This is a genomic window from Blautia sp. OM06-15AC (assembly GCF_003481425.1).
In the GTDB taxonomy this organism is placed as follows: Bacteria; Bacillota; Clostridia; order Lachnospirales; family Lachnospiraceae; genus Fusicatenibacter; species Fusicatenibacter saccharivorans.
This window is the reverse complement of the sequence record NZ_QULD01000004.1, coordinates 121,186-140,750: the sequence shown is the minus strand read 5'-3', so window position 1 is coordinate 140,750 and position 19,565 is coordinate 121,186. Positions and strand designations below refer to the sequence as shown.

Sequence of the window (19,565 nt, the reverse complement as noted above, 5' to 3'; positions counted from 1 at the left end):
GATGACATCATTTGCCGGCAGAATAAAAAAAGCATTTTCAGATATGAAGGTACACCGGAAACTTATCGTGGCTTACGTTCTCACAGGACTTTTCCCAATGTGCCTGATGTTCACACTGTTTTACACCCAGATGCGCCGTGTACTTGTCGAGCGTGAGATCAAAAATCTGCAGACCACCTTTGATCAGGCAGTGGACGATGTGAATACGGAGCTTGCGCTGCACCAGAGTATGTCGGACTATCTGGCATTCGACCAGACGATTGTTCAGATTATAAAGGCAGAAGACAAAAACAGCTTCGAAGCATACGAGCGCATGGTGAAAGAGTTTGATCCGATGATGGATTCCTTAAGTTATTTTTACCCGGAAATCCGACAATCTACGGTCTATGTGCGTGATTTCGTCATTCCGCACGGCACGTATCTGCGTCCGGCGCAGGAAATTGAAAATGATGAATGGACAGCACCGGCGGACAATGACGTTCACTGGTATGCCGATATGGATCAGGGAACGGTGACGATGGTGCGGTCTATGCCGCTGATTGATGACGGAAAAGGCGGTTTTTTATACATTTCCATGGACTACAGTAAGATTTTTGGCTCCATGGAGCTTGCAGTCAATGAGGATTACGGTGTTTTCGTCTACAATGAGGACAAAGAAGTGCTGTATGAAAATCAGAAGATGACCAGGAATGCGAAATACCAGATGGAATTTTCAGACTTTCAGAAGATACAAAAAAAAGAGAAGCAGAATACAGCGAACTACATTCTCCTGGAAAAGGAGATTGAGCAGAATGGATGGCATGCCGCGTGCTATCTGCCGAAAAAAGGCATCATCAGTCCGATGCAGCCGATTCTTCTGATAGTTCTTCTGATGTGGGCGGGCTGCGTCCTTTTCTCTGCGGTCGTGATTATGAAATTCTCCGGAAACATGGCGCACCGCCTTGAAAAGATAAAAATGACAATGTCCGAGGTAGAAGAAGGAAATCTGGAAGTGGAACTGGTTTCTACAGAAAGGGATGAAATCGGTGATCTGACGCGTGGCTTTAATCAGATGCTGTCACGCATCCGTCAGCTGATTCAGGAAGTCTATGAGAGCCGCATCCGCCAGAAGCAGTATGAAATGACGGCGCTCCGTGCGCAGATTAACCCGCATTTTCTGTATAATTCGTTGTCGCTGATCAACTGGAAAGCATTGGAAATCGGTTCGGATGATATCAGCAAGGCTACGCTGGCGCTTTCGCGGTACTACCGGACTTCTCTGAACAAAGGCAAAAATACGATGTCCATCCGCGAGGAGATCGACAATGTGCGTTCGTATCTGCAGATTCAGGAAATGTTTCACGACTACAGTTTTACGGTCAAAATGGATGTGGCGGAGGATATTCTGGATTACCGTACACTGAACCTGATTCTGCAGCCGCTTGCCGAAAATGCGATTGCACATGGAATTGACCGGCGGCGCGGCAGTGAGCCAGGCGTGATCACAATCAGCGGACGGCGCGACGGAGACTGTGTGGTGCTTTCCGTGGCGGATAATGGCGTTGGCATGGAACAGGAGAAAGCACAGACAATTTTGACGGAGAAGAGCAGCGGCTACGGTGTGCGGAATGTCAATTCCCGGATTCAGCTCGAATACGGAGAAGCGTATGGTCTTTCGATTGAGAGTGAGCCGGGAAAGGGAACAAAAGTGACGGTGCGGATTCCGGGCGTGGAAAGGGAGGTACAGGCATGATGCAAAAAAAACTTGCGGCAGGCCTCGCTGTATTGCTGGCAGCGGGAACGATTCTGGGTGGCTGCGGAGAAAGTGGCGCAGCAGGAAATGATTCTGTTTCCGATGCTGCCGGAAATGAGGCTGCGGCTCTTACGGAAGCGAAAACAACGCCGTACGGACGTTACCCGGAAACCATCACGTACACGCTGGCAAAAATGACGGGTGTGAATAATTCCAATCTCCCGGAGGGAGAAACCTATGAGGACAATGCCTATACACGCCTGATCCGCGAAATCATTAATGTACAGAACGAGGATGTTTATGAAAACTACGGTGATACCTATAACGTTGGCATTTCTACCATGATTGCAACAGGAAACATTGCCGATATCATGGTTGTGGATCAAAAAACGATGAATGCCATGCAGAAAAACGATCAGCTTGCCGATCTTACAGAGGTTTATGCAAATTGTGCCAGCGACCGTATCAAGGATATTTATGCAAGCTACGGTGAGGAGATTCTGCAGGGCTGTACCTTTGACGGAAAGCTGATGGCATTCCCGGAAACCAACATTTCGGACGGTCCGAATCTTCTATGGGTGCGGAAGGACTGGATGGAAAAACTGGGACTTTCCGTACCGGAAACGATCGATGATGTGAAACATATTGCGTTGACGTTTGCAGAGGAGAATCCGGCAAACCAGGAGATGGGTAACATCGGTCTTGCAGTCAGCACAACTCTGTACGGCGGCACGGGCATTTCTTCGGAATACGGCATGAATCTTATTTTTGCCTCATTTGGTGCATATCCGGGAAGATGGCTGACGGATGCGGAAGGAATGCCGGTTTATGGTTCCGTTCAGCCCAATGTAAAAGACGCACTTGGCATGCTGGCCGACTGGTACCAGGAGGGCGTCCTTGACCGGGACTTTTTGATCCGCACACAGGATGACATTGCCGAGCTCATTGCCCAGGGACGCTGCGGCATTTTCTTCGCACCGTGGTGGGCACCGAACAACCCGCTCTGGCGCTGTCATGAGACGGATCCGGAGGCCGACTGGCAGCCGTTTCTGATTCGGACCGGGAAGGATGGAAGTGTGCGATACTGCAACGAAAAGCTGACCGGAAATTATGTGGTAGTGCGAAAAGGGTATGAATATCCGGAGATTGTGCCGAAGATTCTGTCGGTGATGTTTGATTATATGCGCTATTCCTACGATGATCCAAGGGGAGAATTTCAGCAATATTATACGGGAAATATCGATCCGACGGCACGCCCCTTAGCAATCAATCTCGACTATAATCAGGCACTGACGATCTGTTACGAAAATCTGCAGGCGGCACTGAACGGGGAAAAATCGGAGGATGAGCTGGAGATTTTGGAAAGATCGTTCGAAAAGGTATGCCGCGCCTATCTGGAGAACCCGAAAACAGCGAGTGCGGAGGAGTGGAGCGCGTATTTATCCCGTATCAAAGCCTGCTCGCTTTTGAGCGACGAAAAGATTCAAAGAGTGAATACGATTTATCCGACCCGGACGAAGACCACAGAAGCATATCGTTACACCTTAAAAGAACTGGAGTCGGAGACCTTTTTAAAAATTATCCGGGGTGAGTCTGAGCTTTCTGCTTTTAACGAATTTGTAAAAGAGTGGCAGGAGGAAGGCGGAAATGAGATCATTCAGGAGATGATTCAGGAAAGGAAAAGCCTGAATTCACAGGAAGAACAGAAGACAGAAAAAAAAGCAGAATAAAAAACAGAAGAAGAGGCAGGACGCACCGGGAAAACGGTGCGCTGTCTCTTTTTGGGTTGCGGAAAAGAATCCTGCGGCTTGCGGAAATGAGTTTTCGGATATGCACTGGTGTAGAAATGTAACGTAGAAATCCAACATAGATCATAGATTCTTGATATTTCAGGAAAATCCGCCGACTGCTATAATAAAATCAACAAGAACGAGAGATACCAAGCAGCAAATGCGATATGACAGCAGACGTTCCAGAAAGAAAAATCATACAAGGAGGATTTTCAATATGAAAAAGAAAGTAGTATCTATTATGATGACCGCAGCACTTGCAGTTGGCATGCTGGCAGGATGCGGAAACAGCGACAGCGGTTCTTCAAATGCCGCTTCCGGAAACGATTCCAAGAGCACATCCGAGGCAGGAAGCACAAGCGCATCTGCTTCCAACGCAGCAGAGGAAGAGGAAATTACCACAACCCTTACCGTATGGTCTCCATCAGAGGATCAGGCAAGCGACAGCGGTGAGTGGCTGCAGACCATGTGCAATCAGTTTGCAGAGGAGCATCCATCCTGGCACATTACCTTTGATTACGGTGTATGCGCAGAGAGCGATGCAAAAGATACCGTAACACAGGACGTTGAAGGAGCAGCAGATGTTTACATGTTTGCAAACGACAACCTGACATCCCTGATCGCTGCAAACGGAATTTCAAAACTCGGCGGACAGACAGTTGAGGAGGTAAAAGAGAACAACTCTCAGGCAATTGTAGATTCCGTATCCGTTGACGGCGATATCTACGGTGTACCATTCACCACAAACACCTGGTTTATGTACTATGATAAATCTGCATTCACTGAGGATGAAGTGAAAAACCTGGATACCATGATCGCAAAAGACAAGATTTCCTTCCCGATTACAAACTCCTGGTACATTGCTTCCTTCTACGTAGCAAACGGCTGTACGCTGTTCGGTGAGGACGGAACAGACGAGGCAGCAGGCGTTGACTTCGAAGGCGATAAAGCAAAAGCAGTAACCGATTACCTGGTTGACCTGGTAAACAATCCGAACTTCGTATCTGATGCAGACGGATCCGGTCTTTCCGGTCTGCGTGACGGTTCTGTAAAAGCAATGTTCTCCGGTTCCTGGGATGCGTCCGCAGTCAAAGAGGCACTCGGCGACAACTATGGTGTTGTACAGCTTCCGACGATCACCATCAACGGTGAGGAGAAACAGATGAAATCCTTCTCCGGTTCTAAAGCAATCGGTGTGAATCCGAACTGTGAATATCCGCAGGTTGCAGTTGCTCTTGCAAGATATCTCGGAAGCGCAGATGCTCAGAAAGCACACTATGAACTGAGAAACGTAGTTCCGTGTAACGAAGAGCTGCTTTCCCAGATCACAGACGATGCACTGGTAACTGCTCAGAACGATACCTTCAACAATACTTCTATCATCCAGCCGTTCGTTAAGAATATGAGCAACTACTGGACTCCGGCAGAGAATTTTGGTAAATCTCTGGTCAACGGTGAAGTTACCCATGATAACGCTGCAGAAATGACAGAGAAACTGAACACAAGCATGAATACTTCTGCAGTCGAGTAAGCAAGACAGGCACTGAAGTGTTCGGAAATCAACAGGATTGAAACCACAGGCATTGTCAGACACCAGGATTGACAATGCCTGTCTTTCGGAAAGGATAGATTATGGCATCATTGAAAAAACGCGCCAAAGAGTTTGAGACTCCCTATCCGGTGACAAAAGCCATCACAAAGGGCGATGCGGTCACGAAACTTTCCATGTTTGTCATGGGACTGGGAAATCTGGCTCACAAACAGATCGTAAAGGGTATTTTATTTCTGGCAGTAGAAATTGCGTATCTCCTGTTTATGATTGAAGGCGGTATCAACAATCTCTATCATCTCATCACCTTGGGCGGCCGTGCGCAGGAAGAGGTGTGGAACGAGGCCAAGGGTATTTATGAATATACCGGCGGCGATATGACAATTCTGTTCCTGCTCTACGGAGTAGCAACGATTTTTATTACGGTTCTCTTCTTTATGATCTGGCGTGTCAATATGAAGAGCGCTTATGAGGTAGAGTGTCGTGCAAAGGAAGGGAAACATATCAACAACATCAAAGAGGATCTGGAAGCACTCGTTGACAAAAGACTGCACTGGACCCTGCTGACACTTCCGATTCTCGGTATTGTGATTTTCACAATCCTTCCACTGGTCTTTATGATCTGTATGGCTTTCACCAGCTACAGTAAAGTCGGCGACCATCTGACGATTTTTCACTGGGTTGGACTGAAAAATTTCAGTACGGTTCTTGGCATGGGCAACTCGATCGGCAAGACATTCTGGTCTGTTCTTGGATGGACCCTGATCTGGGCTGTGCTCGCTACCTTCCTGAACTATATTTTTGGTATGATTCTTGCGATTGTCATCAACCGTAAAACGACCCGCATCAAGGGATTCTGGAGATTCTGCTTTATGCTCTCCGCTGCAATTCCGCAGTTCGTTTCTCTTCTTCTGATGCGTACGATGTTAAAGGACAACGGCCTGGTCAACAATCTTTTGATTCAGGCCGGGCTGATCAGCAGTCCGCTTCCGTTCCTGACAAATGCGACCTGGGCGAGAGCGACGGTTGTTATCATCAACCTCTGGGTTGGTATTCCGTTTACCATGATGCAGGTTACCGGTATCTTACAGAACATTCCGGGTGAGCTTTACGAGGCAGCCCGTGTGGACGGCGCAGGCCCTGTGACAATTTTCTTTAAAATTACGCTGCCGTATATGCTGTTTGTCACGACTCCGTATCTGATTACAACGTTTACGGGTAATATCAACAACTTCAACGTTATCTATCTGCTGACTGCAGGAGCACCGGTTCCGGTCGGAGCAACCGCCGGAAAGACGGACCTTCTGGTTACCTGGCTGTACAAGCTGACGGTTGACTTACAGTACTTTAACGTTGGTGCGGTTGTCGGTATTCTTACCTTTGTCATTCTGGCGGTAGTTTCACTGATCACGTACCGGAATACTGGTTCTTACAAGAACGAGGAGGGATTCCAATAATGAATAACAAAGAGAAAAAAACACACTCCATGAAAGCGCGCGGAATGATTTCCGATGTGATTGTACATGTGGTTCTGGCACTGCTTGCGATTGTGTGGGTGATTCCGGTTCTGTGGATTGCACTCTTAAGCTTCAGTACACAGAAGGGATCTTATGTTACCAGCTTTTTCCCAAAGGGATATACGCTTCATAATTATGTGCGTCTGTTTACAGATACGCAGGTGTTAGACTTTCCGCAGATGTTTAAGAACACATTTATCATTGCGGTGTTCAGTTGTCTGATTTCTACAATATTTGTGCTTTCGGTTTCTTACTGCATGTCGAGAATGCGGTTTAAAATCCGTAAGACTTACATGAACATCGCGATGATCTTAGGTCTGTTCCCGGCATTTATGTCGATGGTTGCTGTCTACTATATTTTAAAGGCAGTTGGCCTTTCGGAGGGATCGATGATCCGTGTGGCATTGATTCTGGTGTACTCGGGCGGTTCCGGAGCGGGATTCCTGCTTGCAAAGGGATTTTTTGATACGGTTCCGAAGGCACTGGATGAGGCGGCTTATCTGGATGGAGCGACGAGATTCCAGGTGTTTACGAAGGTGACGATTCCGCTTAGTAAACCGATTATTGTGTACACGGTTTTAAGTGCATTCTTAGGACCATGGCTGGATTTTATTTTCGCGAAGGTTATCTGCCGCGCGAATGCGAAATATTATACGGTGGCACTGGGACTTTGGAAGATGCTGGAGAAGGAGTATATCGACAGCTGGTATACTTGTTTTGCGGCGGGCGCGGTTTGTATTTCGGTGCCGATTGCGATACTGTTTGTGGTGATGCAGCGGTATTATACAGACGGACTTTCGGGGGCCGTCAAGGGATGATGTGTGGAGCAGCCGACGGGGAGTTGGCTGCTCTTTTGGTTATGGGGGCGGATCTCACTTCAGGTCCCGCGGCTCCTGCCGCGCATCCGGGCGCTGTGGCATCGGCGGGCGAATGCCTGACGTGTGGGCGGCGGTGTGCGGGGGAACCGAGGCTATTCGACAGGAAATCTGATGATTTCCCGTCTCAGAGCCTCTTGACTCCCGGCCCTGATGGCCGTCCGTCATCCCCCACCCACCGCCGTCCGCGCGCACAGGATTCACCTTCCGCCGATGCCAATGCGCCCGGATGCGCGGCAGGAGCCGCGGAACCTGAAGCGAGATCCTTATTTTCGTTGTGAGGGACGGGAGGGGGTCTGGATCTGTCCCGGAGGGACAGATCGGCGCGAGATTGTTGTGGCGATGCGAGAGGTTTGCGAGGGACGGGAGGCTGAGGTCTGGATCTGCCGGAGGCAGATCGGCGTGAGGTTGTTATGAGGAAATTTGGGTTTTGAAGATAGATGATTAGATGTTGGAGGTTTTTAGAGATGGATAAGATTAGGTTGAATGCGTCGGAGTGGATGGATTTTCGGAGTGGAGAAAAGAAGTGTTTTTTGCTGACAAACGGACTGGGAGGTTATTGTTCGCTGACGGTGATGGGGAATGCGGCGAGGAATGATCAGGCGCTGTTGATGGGAGCATTGAAGGCGCCTACGGTGCGGGAGCATCTGATTTCGAATGTCTGGGAGACGTTGGAGGTGGATGGAGAGGAAACGGAGCTGTTTTCACAGGAGTTTGTGAATCGGACGCAGAATACGGAGGGGTTTCGGTTTCTGGAAGGGTTTGAGATGGGGAGTCTGCCGGTATGGTTTTACCGGGTGAAGGGTGTTGAGATTGAGAAGACGATTGGGATGGTTCAGGGGGAGAATACGGTTCTTGTTCGGTATCGGGTGAGAAGTGGGAAGAAGGGAAGTTTTTCGGTTCGGCCGGTGATGCGGTTTGCTGCGAAGGGAGAGCAGCTGCAGGAGGGACAGAATTTTGCGGTGGACCGGAAGTGCATTGCGAGCAATGGTGTGATTCTTTCTTATGGAACGAATGGGGAGCTTCAGATGGAGAAGGAGAGGATCTGGAGGGATTTGTTTTTTGAGCAGGATGCACGGGATGGAAGAGATGGTATCGGAAGTGCTGTCGTGAATCACCGGATTCGGTTTGAGATGACGGGAGACGGCAGGGAGCAGGTCTTTTTTGTTGTGTATAGTCTCGCGGATGATGTGGATAAGTGGGATGAGGAAAGGATTGCGCTGTGGATAGAAGAGGAAGAGAAGCGGCAGGAGATGATTGCGGAAAAGTCCGGGATTTCTGATCCGGTGGGAAAGCGGCTGGCGGTGAGTGCGAGTCAGTATATTACGGAACGTGCATCGACAGGTGGGAAGAGTATTATGGCTGGTTTTCCTTATTTTGCGGACTGGGGGCGGGATACGATGATTTCGCTGCCGGGGTGCACGTTGGCAATTGGGGAGTATGAGGAGTGTAAGAGCATTCTTCGGACTTTTATGGCATATACAAAAGAAGGACTGATGCCGAACCTGTTTCCGGAGGGGGATGCGCTTCCGATGTATAATACGGTGGATGCGGCACTTTTGTTTCTGGATGTGGTGTATGAGTATTACCTTGAGACAGGAGATGTGGAGTTTGTACGTGAGGCGTTTCCGGTGATGGAGGATATTGTGTTCTGGTATCAGAAGGGAACGGATTTCCATATTAAAATGGACAGTGACGGGCTGATTATGGCCGGGGGCGGTCTGGAACAGGTGACGTGGATGGATGTGCGGATTGACAAGGAGCTGCCGACACCGCGTCACGGGAAGCCGGTGGAGATTAATGCGTACTGGTATAATGGTCTGAGGATTCTGGAAGAGCTGGCGCCGTTTGTCGGAAAGGATGGATCGGCGTATGGGAAGCTTGCGGAGCAGGTGAAGAAGAGTTTCCTCGAAAAGTTCTGGATGGAAGAGGAAGGATATCTGAAGGATGTGCTGAACGGCACGTATGAAGAGAAGCAGTTCCGATGCAATCAGGTCTTTGTGCTGGCGCTTCCGTTTCAGATGGTGAGTCAGAAGCAGGGGCAGCGGGTCTTACAGGCGGTCAAAGAAAAGCTGTATACGACAGCAGGACTGCGGTCATTGGAGATGGAGGATCCGGCATTTCATCCATGGATCGGCGGAAGTCAGGCGGAGCGTGACAGGGCATATCATCAGGGGACAGTCTGGGGATTTCCGCTTGGGGCGTATTTCCGTGCGGTGCTGAACTATTTCCCGAAGGAGGGAAAACAGGAAGTGCGCCGCGGACTGGACCGTCTTGCGAGCTGGATGCAGGAAGGATGTCTGTTTCATCTGGCGGAGATTTATGATGGTGCGGCGCCGGTGATGTCGAAGGGCTGCTATGCGCAGGCGTGGAGTGTCGGAGAGATTCTGCGAGTTTACAAAGAAATAGAGGGAAAGAAGATGAATGCAGTGGTGAAAAGAACGCCGGCGGAGTGGAAAAGCTTTTTTGAATCGGAAGAATTTGTGGAAAACTTTACGTACGAAGGGGATGACCTCGGTGTTTCGATAAAAAAGAGCGGGGAGTGCGATGGAAACTGGCAGATGCCGAAAAAGGATGAGCAGTTTATGACAGAATGGAAGCTCTGGGCGCCGACAGCGATGGAGGTTTCGCTGGAGCTGTTTTCCCGCGGCAGCAGCCGGGAGAATGGGGACCGAAAAATAGCTTCGCTTGCGATGACACGCGGCGAAAAGGGTGTCTGGAGCTGTGCAATGCAGGGAGCCTGGTATGGAACGTATTATACGTATCATATCCTGCACTCGGATGGTGTCTTTGATACGACAGATCCGTACGGCGTGGCTTCCGGTATTGATTCGGAGCGGAGCATGGTGGTGAATCTTGCAGAGACGGACCCGGCAGGCTGGGAGCAGGATGAAAGGCCGGAAATCCGGCCGGAGGACCGCTGTGTGTATGAGCTTCATGTGAAAGATTTTTCGAGTGATCCGCATTCCGGTATTTCGGATAAGCACCGTGGAAAGTTTCTGGCGTTTACGGAAGAAGGCACGACGCTGAACGGCGACGGGATTCATGCGACCGGGCTCGATTACCTGAAATCGCTTGGCATTTCTCATGTGCATCTGCTTCCTGTTTTCGATTTCGGCAGTGTGCCGGAAGACGATGCGGAAGCGTTCAACTGGGGATATGACCCGGTGCAGTACAATGTGCCGGAGGGATCCTATGCAACCGATCCGTTCCACGGGGAGGTACGTATCCGGGAAATGAAGGAAATGGTTCAGGCACTGCATAAGGCCGGCATCGGTGTGATTATGGATGTGGTATACAATCATACGTACAATCTCGATTCGCCGTTTCAGAAAACAGTTCCTTACTATTATTATCGTGAATGGGAGGACGGCACGATTTCCAATGGTTCCGACTGCGGAAACGAGACAGCGAGTGAGCGGGAGATGTTCCGCCGCTTTATGGTGCGCTCGGTTTGCTACTGGGCGAAGGAGTATCACATCGACGGATTCCGCTTCGATCTGATGGCACTGCACGATACGGAGACAATGAATGCGATCCGCACAGCGCTGAACCGGATGCCGCGCGGCGAGGAGATTCTGGTTTACGGTGAACCGTGGAAAGCAGCGGCAAGCGCAATGCAGGAGGGATATTTTCCGTCGGATAAACAGAATATCGGAAGGCTGATGGATGGCATTTCCATGTTCTGCGACGATACGAGAGATTCGATCAAGGGAAGCGTTTTTATTGCCGCAGAGGGAGGCTATGTCAATGGAAAAGAGCGTCTTTCCGCAGGAATACTTTCTGCGACAGATGGCTGGATGGACGGAAAAGGAGCCTACGAGCCGCGCAATGCGAGCCAGCTGATTCCGTATGTGTCGGCACATGATAATTATACACTGTGGGATAAATTAAAACTGTCCGATCCGAAGCGGAAGGAGGATGCGGAGCCGGATTTTGACAAGATGGATGAGCGGACGCTTTCGATGAACCGTCTGGCGGCGGGCATTGTGATGACCTGCAAGGGAATGCCGTTTTTCCAGGCGGGTGAGGAATTTGCGCGCACGAAGCATGGCGAAGGAAACAGCTTCAAATCGTCGTGGCAGCTCAACAAAATTGACTGGACACGCGCCTTAGAGCAGGAAGAGCTGGTGGACTATTACCGTGGTCTTCTCGCTCTGCGCCGAAAATTTCAGGCATACGGAACGTGCGAGCCGGACTGTAAAAAGACATTTTTCCGTGAAAACCAGATCGCAGGTTACGAACTGGAATACCCGAATGGCCGCGCAGTCTGCGTCTTCTACAATCCATGGGAAAAAGAAGCTTTGCAGAAACTCCCGGAAGGAAACTGGAAACTGCTCTGCGATGGAAAACGCTGTGCAGAGGATGGAGCAGAGATGAAAGAAAGCATGATGCTTCCGGCAAAATCGATGGTTCTGCTGGCGCGGGAGTAAAATTGTAAATTTTGTCCCTTTTTGTCGGAATGCTGTCTGCGGAAACGGGCATCGATCATTCTGCCAGACGGCGAGCGGGAATCAATTGTTTTTCGTTTAACAGAAAAATGCACTGTGGAATTGTCCGACGACGTTCCACAGTGCATTTTTATGTTTATGTGAGCAATGAGTCAGGATCTGTGCTTACATGAGATCCTGGCGGTATCTAAGAGTTCGGATCATTATTCGTCCACAACTTCCAGTACATCCATCGGGCAGGCTTTCGCGCAGATACCGCAGGCGATACATTTGGAAGCCGGATTTCCCTCGGTTTTTACGATCAGGCCAAATGGACAGGCCTTCGCACAGGCTCCGCATCCCGTACATTTTTTCTTGTTGATCATGTAAACGCCCTTCGGGTTCTGGGTGATGGCGCCTTCCGGACAGGCCTCGGCACATTTACCGCACTGCGGACAGGCGATCGGGCGAACAGCCTTTTTCTCTACGATCTGCAGACATGCCTTGTCCGGATCAAATACCTTATAAAATGCCTCAGAACATGCTCCCACACAGGCAAGACAAGCCATACAGGTACTGCCTTTTTTAACTTTCAGTTTTTTCATTTGTTTTATCCTCCGCTTAAAGTTTGTGTTTTCCTTATTCTACCATTTTTGATATTTTTTCTCAACGATATTTCCGGAATTTGCTATTATTTTCCTACTTGCGATTTTTCTTCCATCTTCCATTTCGCATGGCTCTGCATAGCTACAAAAAATCTTAAGGAAGGGGACAGAAAAATTGCAGTTTTTCTTCGGAAAATATACAAAAAGAAAAATCGGAAATTTGTTATGATGAAAGAGAAGAATGTACTCTCAAGCATCTCACAAAATCAGAAATGGAAAGATTTTGGGAGTACACAATAAGATCGGGAGGGGGATTTTTCATGATCCGTGAAAGCAATACACTGACATGGCAAGAGACGGCAGAACGAAAAAAGATGATGCGAAGAAGAGAAAGAGCACGGAGACGAAAAAGAAAGGTATGGCGGATCCGCGGGCTGCTATTGCTGTTCGGCTGTCTTCTGTTTTTGGGCGGTGTGCGGCGCTTCCGGCAGAATCCGATCCAGCGGTATGCGAAAGCAAACGGCATTTCAATGGATCAGTACCCGGAGGAGCTGTTGTCGCTTTACGAGAGAAACAATGAGACGGAGACGTTCGTCGAAGAATATCCGTTGAAAAAAGAGGAGGAGCCGGAGATTGACCTGAGCGACCTGTCATCCGCATCGGAGGTTCCGCTTCTCTTGCAGTGGGATCAGAGATGGGGCTATCACCGATATGCCGGTGAAGAGATGGGATTAAGCGGCTGTGGACCGACAGCACTTTCCATGGTTGCCATTTTCATGACCGGCGATATCACAAAAAATCCGCGCTGGGTCGCCGATTTCGCCTCACAGAACGGCTATGCCGTAGACGGCAGCGGAACCGCCTGGTCTCTGATGCTGGAAGGAGCCCGGCAGATCGGCCTTTCCAGCAAAGAAATCCCTGTGGAACGGGAACGGGTGGAAAACAACCTGCAGGCCGGAAACCCCATCATTGCCCTGATGGGACCCGGGGAGTTTACCAGCAACGGTCATTTTATCGTTCTTACCGGATTACAGAATGGCAGACTGAAAATCAACGACCCAAACAGCAGAAAAAATTCCGAAAAAACCTGGGATATCGATCAGGTGCTGGAACAGACGAAAGCGGTATGGGTGTATTATAAATGAAATACAAGACATACCTGTCATAGCCTCCGAATACACTGTAAAAACAGCGTCTTCGGAGGTTTTTTGTGAGGGACTATATCGAAGAGCGTGCTGTGGAGACAGCAATTTACATGATTGAGACGAAAGCGACCGTACGGCAGACGGCGAAAAAATTCGGAGTGAGCAAAAGTACCGTGCATAAGGATCTGACATCACGTCTGGTACAGGTGAATCCGGGTCTGGCGGCAGAGGCGAGGAAAATTCTGGATGTGAACAAGTCTGAACGCCACATTCGCGGCGGCATGGCAACGAGAGAAAAATATCTGCATCAGAAGCAGAAGTGAACGAAAGTGAAACAAAGAAGCTCTTTCCTAATTGCCTCAAATAGGGTATGATAGAGAAAGAAAATTACGAAAACAGAGGGAATTTTATGAACGATTATATCCTGGAAGTCTGCGTGGACTCGGCGGAGTCGGCGCTTGCGGCGGCAAAAGGCGGGGCAAGCCGGCTGGAGCTGTGTCAAAATCTGGTGATCGGCGGAACAACGCCGAGTCCGAAGCTGTTTGAGGTGATCCGCAGACAGACAACCATTCCGATTCATGCATTGATCCGCCCGCGGTTCGGGGATTTCTGCTACACCCCATATGAATTAGAAGAAATCCGCGAGGAAGTCGCGATGTACCGCGAACTTGGTGCAGAGGGCGTTGTGGTCGGTGTACTGAAAGAGGATGGAACGATGAATATGGCGGCAATGGAACAGCTGATGGAGGCAGCCGACGGCATGTCCGTGACGCTGCACCGCGCGTTTGATGTCTGCCGCGATCCCAAAGAAGCGCTTGAGCAGGCGGTATCGCTTGGTATGAACACCATTCTTACCTCCGGTCAGCAGAACAGTGCGGTAAAAGGAGCAGAGCTTCTCGCCGAACTGCAGCGCCAGGCGGCGGGACGCATCCGTATTCAGGCGGGCGGCGGTATCTGCGCGGATGCGATCCGCGAGCTGTATCCGAAAACCGGCGTGACCGCCTACCACATGTCCGGAAAAATCGAACTGGCGAGCCCGATGCAGTATCGGAAAGAAAATGTGAACATGGGACTTCCATCCTTAAGCGAATACACCCTCTACCGCACGGACGTCAAAGCCGTGCGCAGCGCGAGAGCGGTACTGGAAGAACTTTAAGAAAATAAAAAAAGAAAAGGACATAACATTATTATGAAAGCAAATACCATCAGCGGCCAGCGGCAGTATGCGTTCGTCAGCCAGTTTAACTACATCCGCGAAGCCGGAACGGAAGGCGAAGAAAAAGCAGCCTGCCGGATCGAAAAAGAACTTTCTGAAATCGCAGAAAAATGGGGGCAGGGCGAATTGCAGATCCGCCGCGAGCCGTTCGAGATTGAGACATGGCAGGTTGACGAAGCTGTCTTTACGGTCACAGAGCCATATGAGAAAACATACACCGTCCGCGGCTGCTTCGCGGCAGCCAATACCGCTCCGGAAGGCGTGGAGGCACCATTCCTCTACGTAGAAAACGGCGACCCGGTCAGCCTTTCCCATGCAGAAGGGAAAATCGTCCTGATCAACGGCGGTGCCAATGCAGAAAACTATGAAAAACTGGAAAAAGCAGGAGCCGTCGGATTTCTGATCCTGACCGGAACGCCGCTGGACAAAGACGAGGACCGTCTGCCGGACTACCGCACCCTGCGCGGCGTAAAAAATCCGAAACTGCCGTGCGCCGTCATTCATTATCTTGATGCGATGGAACTGGTAGAACGGGGAGCGAGCCGTGCACGCCTCGTTTTACAGCAGAAAAAAATCAGGAGAACGTCGAAAAATATCATCCTGCGCATCCCGGGAACCGAGCAGCCAGAGGAAATCCTGACGCTGACGGCTCATTACGATTCCGTTCCGCAGGGACCTGGTGCATACGACAACATGGCGGGCGCAGCGATCATCATGGAGCTGGCACACTACTTCGCCGAAAACCGCCCGAAACGGACACTGGAATGCATCTGGTTCGGCGCGGAGGAGCTGGGTCTCTGCGGAAGCCGGGCATATGTGAAAGCGCACGAAGCCGAGCTGGCGCAGCACCGCTTCAACATGAACGTCGACCTCGCCGGACAGGCCATCGGCGGAACCGTGCTTGGCGTGGCAGCAACGAAAGAGGCATGCGACGCGATCATGGAGCACTTAAAACAGGCGGACAAAGGCGTATCGCTCATCAACAACATCTGGAGCAGCGATTCCAACACCTTCGCATGGAAGGGCATCCCGGCGATGACGCTGAACCGCGATGGTTTCGGCATGCACACCTGCCACGATACGATCGACTGGATCTCCGCCTGGTCACTGAACCGGAGCGCCGGTGTCCTGGGCGAAATCGCCGAGTATCTGGCGGATGCAGAACCATTTCCATTTGAAAGAGAAATCCCGGCAGACTTTGCGGAGAGATTAAAAGTTTATTTTGGAGAATAAAAAGGAGAGAAGATCATGAGCAAAAAACCAGTATTAGTCATCATGGCAGCAGGAATGGGAAGCCGTTACGGCGGATTAAAACAGATTGATCCGGTTGACCCGTACGGAAATATGATTATCGACTTTTCCATTTATGATGCAAAACAGGCAGGCTTTGAGAAAGTCATCTTTATCATCAAAAAAGCCATCGACGAGGCATTCCGCGAGGGCATCGGCAAGCGAATTGAGAAATACATGGATGTAGAGTATGTTTACCAGGAACTCGACGTTCTCCCGAAAGGCTACGAAGTGCCGGAAGGCCGCGTCAAACCGTGGGGAACCGGTCATGCGATTCTCTGTGCGGCAGAAGCCATCGACGGCGCACCGTTCGCCGTCATCAATTCCGATGATTATTATGGAAGAACGGCATTCGAGGAGATCTACCGCCAGCTGACAACCGAGCAGGACGGCGCGACCTATCAGTACGCGATGGTTGCCTACGACCTGTACAAAACCCTGACCGACAATGGCCACGTAGCCCGCGGCATCTGCACCGCAGACGATCAGAATCACCTTGTCGGCATTCATGAGCGCACAAGAATCGAAAACCACGGCGGACAGGCCGAATACACCGAGGATGACGGCGCAACCTGGACTGGACTGCCGCAGGGAACCGTCGTTTCCATGAACCTCTGGGGCTTCACACCGAGCATTCTGATCGAGCTGAAACGCCGCTTCCTGCCGTTCCTCGAGAATGTATACAAAACCAACCCGTTAAAAGGCGAATACTTCCTGCCGTTCGTTGTCGATGAACTGCTTCAGGAGAAAAAAGCGGAAGTCACCGTACTCCGCTCCTATGATAACTGGTACGGCGTAACGTACAAAGAAGACAAAGAAAATGTCATGGCAGCACTGCAGAAATTAAAAGACGAGGGCCGTTATCCGCAGAAACTGTGGGAAGAATAACAAACGAACGGTACTGGGAAATTTTCTCCATGAGTGCATCTTTCGCAATGAAAAGAAATCCTGTATAATGGATGGAAGGAAATGCAAGGAGAATACCAATGGATACCTTATATATTGTAATACCAGCCTATAATGAGTCGGAAAATATCAAAAGAACGATCGAGGAATGGTGTCCCGTCGTGGAGAAGCATAACGGCGGCGGTGCGTCCCGTCTTGTGATCATCAACGACGGAAGCCGCGACGATACGTATGAAATTGCTTCAGCAGAGTGCGAAACCCACCCGTTGCTCACCGTGCTGACGAAGCCAAACGGCGGCCACGGTTCCACCGTTCTGTACGGCTACCGCTATGCACTTGAAAACGGTGCGGACTATATCTTCCAGACCGATTCCGACGGTCAGACCGATCCGGAGGAGTTCGAAAAGTTCTGGCAGATCCGCGAGGGCTACGACGCCATTTTCGGAAACCGCACAAGCCGCGGCGACGGCTTTTCCCGCGCTGTCGTGGAAAAAGTGCTGTGCGCGGTGCTCTGGACCTATTTCCACGTATCCGTGCCGGATGCAAATGCCCCGTTCCGTCTGATGAAAACAGACTACGTGGCCGAGTATCTGCCGCTGATGCCGGAAAACTACAATCTGCCGAACGCACTGCTGACTGCCTTCGGAGCGTATTTTCACCGGAAAATCCGTTTCATCCCGATCAGCTTCAAGCCGCGTCAGGGAGGAACAAATTCCATCAACATCCGTAAAATTGTAAAAATCGGCCGTCAGGCGCTGCACGATTTCTGTGAGATTCAGAAAGCGGCTGCGAAAAAAAGAGGATAAAAAATAATATAAGAGAAGGAACGTATCCCATGTTTCATGAGATACGTTCCTTCTTTTTGTATGCTTATTTTTTATTATGGACCTTATTTTTAATAGAAGCGATGCGATCTTTTCTGATTCATGGAATCCTTTAGTGCCAGAAGTGATTCGATCAGGATCAGAAGCAGGATCACAGCGATCATGACTGCGAGGATCTGATTTGTTCGCTGATGGAACCAGGAGCCGATTCCTGTGTGTGCAGTCTGTGTATTCTCGGCCTGTGCGGCATTTTCAAGAGCTGCAGTTTCCGAAGTAATAATCTGTGCATCCGGGTCTGTTGTTCTGGCAGATGGTACAATCTGCGTTGCGGCTGGAAGCTGGCTGGAAGAAGTAACAGCGGATGCGGTAACTTCCGGGTGGATGGTGGAAAGATCAACTTCTTCGTCTTCTGTAACAACTGCGCTGGCAATCGGTTCTGCTGCGATCGGTTCGGATGCAGGAACCTGTTCCGGTGCGGTTTTGGATGCAGGAGCTGCGGTTTCCGGAAGAATATTTTCCTGTGCCGGCTGTTCCGAAGCAGATGGCTGTACCACGGTCGGGGTTTCTGACGGTGCGGATGGCTGTTCCGGAACGGATGGTTCTGGAGCGGCCGGTTCTTCTGGAACTTCCGGTGCAGATGGCTCTTCTGGAAGAGATGGCTCCGGGTCAGTTGCCGGTGTTTCCGGGATTGCGGTACAGTAAACAAGAGAAGTCATCGCCGCCGAAGAATCCGTAATCACAACGGAACCGCCATTGGAAACGGCCTGTCCATTAACATAGAAGGAAATCTGATCCATATCCAGTGTGTAGCCAGGTTCCGTAACCATCGATACGGAGAACGTTCCGTTTACTTCCTCGACCGGTTCGCTGTTCTGATACAGGACATAGGAACCATCATCGGAAAGATATGACATGGTGACCGGCGCATCCATTGTGGAATCCTGAAATGTCAGGGCAGCATCGGTAAAAGCAAGAGCCGCCTGATCGGTGTTCAGATAGAATTCCAGGTCCTGTGCATCGTAATGGGTGAAGTGAATGGTAATTTCACCGGCGTCTGTATTTTCTGCACTTGGAACTGTCTCGGCTGCTGCCGAATACGGAGCGGAAAAAAATAATCCGGCCGCCAGGAGGCCTGCCATTCCGAATCTCAGAATCAAATTTCCTGTGTGTTTTTTCGTTGTCTGTGTGCTGTGTAACATATGACATCCTCCTTTCACCTGATCGGTTTCTAATGTCGGTCTGTTTTATTTTTCTGCGGTAAGTTTCACGTATAAATTGAAAGAAAAAATAATTGATAAAATATAAATTTTCTTTCTTTTTAAAGATTATACCATATGTAGAAAGAAATATCATGTAAAAATAAAAAATTAAAAGAAAATTTGAAAATGCGTCAAAAGTGGAAAAGGTTTGTAATGCATGTCGAAAAATAGAAAAAGAACTGTCACAATTTCTTAAAAAATATTTGCGGAAAAAGAGGGCAGAAAGGGCAGAATGTGAAACAAAAGCAAAATAAAAAGAAGGAAACAAGACACGGAAAAGTATTCCAGGCAGGCCGCATGCAGAAGAAAAAGTGGGAATAAAAACCGATCCAATTCGTCAAAAAAGCGGAAAAGTGGTGAAAAATTGTGGGTTCTATGAAAAAAATGATGGGAAAAGACAGGAATGTTGTCGAAATATTCTAGTTGA

14 protein-coding genes are annotated in these 19,565 nt (G+C 49.7%); 12 read left to right on the top strand and 2 right to left on the bottom strand.

What is annotated here, in order from left to right; genetic code table 11:
- The first annotated feature begins 1 nt into the window (after nucleotide 1).
- The 6 genes from DXB83_RS07680 to pulA all read left to right on the top strand — a co-directional run bounded on the left by DXB83_RS07680 (nucleotide 2) and on the right by pulA (nucleotide 11,896).
- On the top strand, nucleotides 2–1,732 hold the full coding sequence (locus tag DXB83_RS07680) for a sensor histidine kinase (protein ID WP_158581094.1): 1,731 nt from the start codon (nucleotides 2–4) through the stop codon (nucleotides 1,730–1,732).
- On the top strand, nucleotides 1,729–3,462 hold the full coding sequence (locus tag DXB83_RS07675; protein ID WP_118697412.1) for an extracellular solute-binding protein: 1,734 nt from the start codon (nucleotides 1,729–1,731) through the stop codon (nucleotides 3,460–3,462). The genes DXB83_RS07680 and DXB83_RS07675 overlap by 4 nt, the downstream gene beginning before the upstream one ends.
- A gap of 277 nt (nucleotides 3,463–3,739) precedes the next feature.
- Complete coding sequence (locus tag DXB83_RS07670; protein WP_118660367.1) at nucleotides 3,740–5,053, top strand: extracellular solute-binding protein; 1,314 nt, start codon at nucleotides 3,740–3,742, stop codon at nucleotides 5,051–5,053.
- 101 nt (nucleotides 5,054–5,154) lie between these two features.
- Nucleotides 5,155–6,528: a carbohydrate ABC transporter permease gene (locus DXB83_RS07665; RefSeq protein ID WP_118697411.1), complete on the top strand. Its 1,374-nt coding sequence runs from the start codon at nucleotides 5,155–5,157 to the stop codon at nucleotides 6,526–6,528.
- Nucleotides 6,528–7,406, top strand: coding sequence for a sugar ABC transporter permease (locus tag DXB83_RS07660; RefSeq protein WP_243108873.1), 879 nt, complete (start codon nucleotides 6,528–6,530; stop codon nucleotides 7,404–7,406). Before DXB83_RS07665 ends, DXB83_RS07660 begins: the two co-directional genes overlap by 1 nt.
- A 524-nt stretch (nucleotides 7,407–7,930) precedes the next feature.
- On the top strand, nucleotides 7,931–11,896 hold the full coding sequence (pulA, locus tag DXB83_RS07650; RefSeq protein WP_118697409.1) for a type I pullulanase: 3,966 nt from the start codon (nucleotides 7,931–7,933) through the stop codon (nucleotides 11,894–11,896).
- Between the two features lie 221 nt (nucleotides 11,897–12,117).
- Here the strand turns inward: pulA and DXB83_RS07645 are convergent, their stop codons facing one another.
- On the bottom strand, nucleotides 12,118–12,498 hold the full coding sequence (locus DXB83_RS07645) for a 4Fe-4S binding protein (protein ID WP_022463049.1): 381 nt from the start codon (nucleotides 12,496–12,498) through the stop codon (nucleotides 12,118–12,120).
- A gap of 320 nt (nucleotides 12,499–12,818) precedes the next feature.
- Here DXB83_RS07645 and DXB83_RS07640 point away from each other — a divergent pair, with 320 nt between their 5' ends.
- The 6 genes from DXB83_RS07640 (at nucleotide 12,819) to DXB83_RS07615 (ending at nucleotide 17,861) form a co-directional block, all read left to right on the top strand.
- The gene (locus DXB83_RS07640) at nucleotides 12,819–13,643 is read left to right on the top strand and encodes a C39 family peptidase (RefSeq protein ID WP_158581093.1); all 825 of its coding nucleotides are present in this window, start codon (nucleotides 12,819–12,821) and stop codon (nucleotides 13,641–13,643) included.
- A gap of 65 nt (nucleotides 13,644–13,708) precedes the next feature.
- Nucleotides 13,709–13,966 carry a sporulation transcriptional regulator SpoIIID gene (gene spoIIID / locus DXB83_RS07635; RefSeq protein ID WP_055220903.1) on the top strand — a complete coding sequence of 86 codons (258 nt, stop codon included), beginning with the start codon at nucleotides 13,709–13,711 and terminating at the stop codon, nucleotides 13,964–13,966.
- An 86-nt stretch (nucleotides 13,967–14,052) separates the two neighbouring features.
- Nucleotides 14,053–14,799 carry a copper homeostasis protein CutC gene (locus DXB83_RS07630; RefSeq protein WP_118660421.1) on the top strand — a complete coding sequence of 249 codons (747 nt, stop codon included), beginning with the start codon at nucleotides 14,053–14,055 and terminating at the stop codon, nucleotides 14,797–14,799.
- Between the two features lie 33 nt (nucleotides 14,800–14,832).
- Complete coding sequence (locus DXB83_RS07625; protein ID WP_118697407.1) at nucleotides 14,833–16,092, top strand: M20/M25/M40 family metallo-hydrolase; 1,260 nt, start codon at nucleotides 14,833–14,835, stop codon at nucleotides 16,090–16,092.
- Nucleotides 16,093–16,107: 15 nt separating this feature from the next.
- A complete protein-coding gene (locus DXB83_RS07620) occupies nucleotides 16,108–17,037 on the top strand; it encodes a nucleotidyltransferase family protein (RefSeq protein WP_117801631.1) in 930 nt (309 codons plus the stop codon).
- 98 nt (nucleotides 17,038–17,135) lie between these two features.
- On the top strand, nucleotides 17,136–17,861 hold the full coding sequence (locus DXB83_RS07615; RefSeq protein ID WP_118697406.1) for a glycosyltransferase family 2 protein: 726 nt from the start codon (nucleotides 17,136–17,138) through the stop codon (nucleotides 17,859–17,861).
- An 89-nt stretch (nucleotides 17,862–17,950) separates the two neighbouring features.
- Here the strand turns inward: DXB83_RS07615 and DXB83_RS07610 are convergent, their stop codons facing one another.
- Nucleotides 17,951–19,078, bottom strand: a complete 1,128-nt coding sequence (locus tag DXB83_RS07610) for a hypothetical protein (protein WP_118641165.1) — start codon at nucleotides 19,076–19,078, stop codon at nucleotides 17,951–17,953.
- Between the last annotated feature and the right edge of the window lie 487 nt (nucleotides 19,079–19,565).